Annotated in this window: 2 protein-coding genes; both read right to left on the reverse strand. The window is 30.6% G+C overall.

The window, feature by feature from the left end; translation table 11 throughout:
• Positions 1-785: 785 nt before the first annotated feature.
• The gene (locus GQR60_RS20470; protein ID WP_225441467.1) at positions 786-953 is read right to left on the reverse strand and encodes an integrase core domain-containing protein; all 168 of its coding nucleotides are present in this window, start codon (positions 951-953) and stop codon (positions 786-788) included.
• A 60-nt stretch (positions 954-1,013) separates the two neighbouring features.
• Positions 1,014-1,619 carry an IS3 family transposase gene (locus GQR60_RS19935; protein WP_124994619.1) on the reverse strand — a complete coding sequence of 202 codons (606 nt, stop codon included), beginning with the start codon at positions 1,617-1,619 and terminating at the stop codon, positions 1,014-1,016.
• Positions 1,620-1,725 lie beyond the last annotated feature (106 nt).

Raw genomic sequence — 1,725 nt, forward strand, 5'->3', positions numbered from 1 at the left:
GCTAATTAGTTACCAAATTTCAGTATTAAATATTAAATCGGCAGCAATTTAAAAGGAATCTTATTTCAACTATCTGATGTGACTCTTTTTATGTTGTATTGTAAATAGTGGGTTATCTCTTGGTGAGCAAAATGGATAATATTTATTGACATTAGAAGGTAAAGTATCAAAGTATTGGAAATTGTATTAGAAAAGAGCGTATACATTTGTTCTCAATTATTCTTTAAGATATAAACGATAAGTTTGCTGGTGGTGATACTAACACCTGGAAATTCGCAATGTAAGAAAGAGACGATGTGTGCTTTTAATAATCTCAGTAATTATGAATTGAGACTCTTTATTGTATTGTGAACTCAAAAACTGATTGAATCATTTACTATCTTGATACGATGCTATAGAATTTGAATATTTTTATTAAGTTGTCACGTTATTATTTTTCTAATAGCATATTTAAGATCTGAAAATTTGATTTGTTTAGTGTTGATTATAATTTTCAGAAATTCAGAATTGTTATTTGTCAAACTACTTTCGTAAGCGAAAATAGTAAATCCATATTAACCCAAATTTGAACTGGATCAAATTAATAATGGTTTTGTTGTGGTAATTACTATAGCGCCTCTCTTACTAAATGGAGAATTTGAGGTCATTAATAACAAAGTATGGAATTGCAACAAAATTTGGTACAAAAAGGATTAGGCTGCCAATTTATAATATGCTCTTAATTCAATTTCTTTTTCTAAAGGTGTTTTATATCCTAAACTAGAGTGTATTCTTTTAATATTGTACTAATTTTCAATATAATCGTATACATGGTTATATGCATGAGTAAACGATTTAAACTCATTTCGGTATATCATTTCCGACTTAATGGTTTTAAAAAAGCTTTCAGCAGCGACATTATCCCAACAATTTCCCTTTCTGCTCATGCTTCTGTTTATCTTATTATTACCCATAAAAAGATCCCTTATTTTATTGCAGGCATATTGAACGCCTCTATCTGAATGAAGTATAAATCAATGTATTATTTGTCGTCGCTTACGTGCAGTATTCCATGCCTTAAGAACCGTGTTTTCATATGTCATATCCTTACTTAATGACCAACCAACAACTTGTCTGTCCGCTAAATCAATCATTGTTGTTAGGTAAATCCACTTGTCATTAACTCTTATATAAGTAATGTCAGACACCCATACTTTACCTAGCTGTTCAACTTTAAATTGTCGATCCAGAGTGTTTTTTTCGATCTTATAATCATGCTTAGAGTAAGTTGTATTAACAAATCGTTTTTTTGGCTTGAATCGAATGTTTTCTGCCTTTATTAGTCTGGCAACATAAGCTCTGGATATCTTATATCCAAGCTTCTCCAATTCAGCCTGAATACGAGGACTTCCATAAGTTTGTCTACTGTTTTTAAAAATCCTTTTAATCTCATTTACCAAAACAGTTCTTCTTGAGTCTTTCTTTTTAGCAAGTTTAACAGACTTCCAGTGGTAATAAGAATTCCGGCTTACTTTTAAATACTTACAAATCTTCCCAACAGAATATGTTTTTTTATGCTTATACATAAAATCATATATTAATTGTCGCTCTTGGAGAAGATGCTTACCGCCTTTTTTAATATATCACGTTCTAATTTAGTTTCTTTTAGTTCTGCCCTTAACTGGGCTATCTCTCTTTGTTCCGGACTTAGTGAAATATTGCCTTTCCCTGTAAAAGATTCTTTGG

The organism is Labilibaculum euxinicum, assembly GCF_009795715.1.
Lineage (GTDB): Bacteria > Bacteroidota > Bacteroidia > Bacteroidales > Marinifilaceae > Labilibaculum > Labilibaculum euxinus.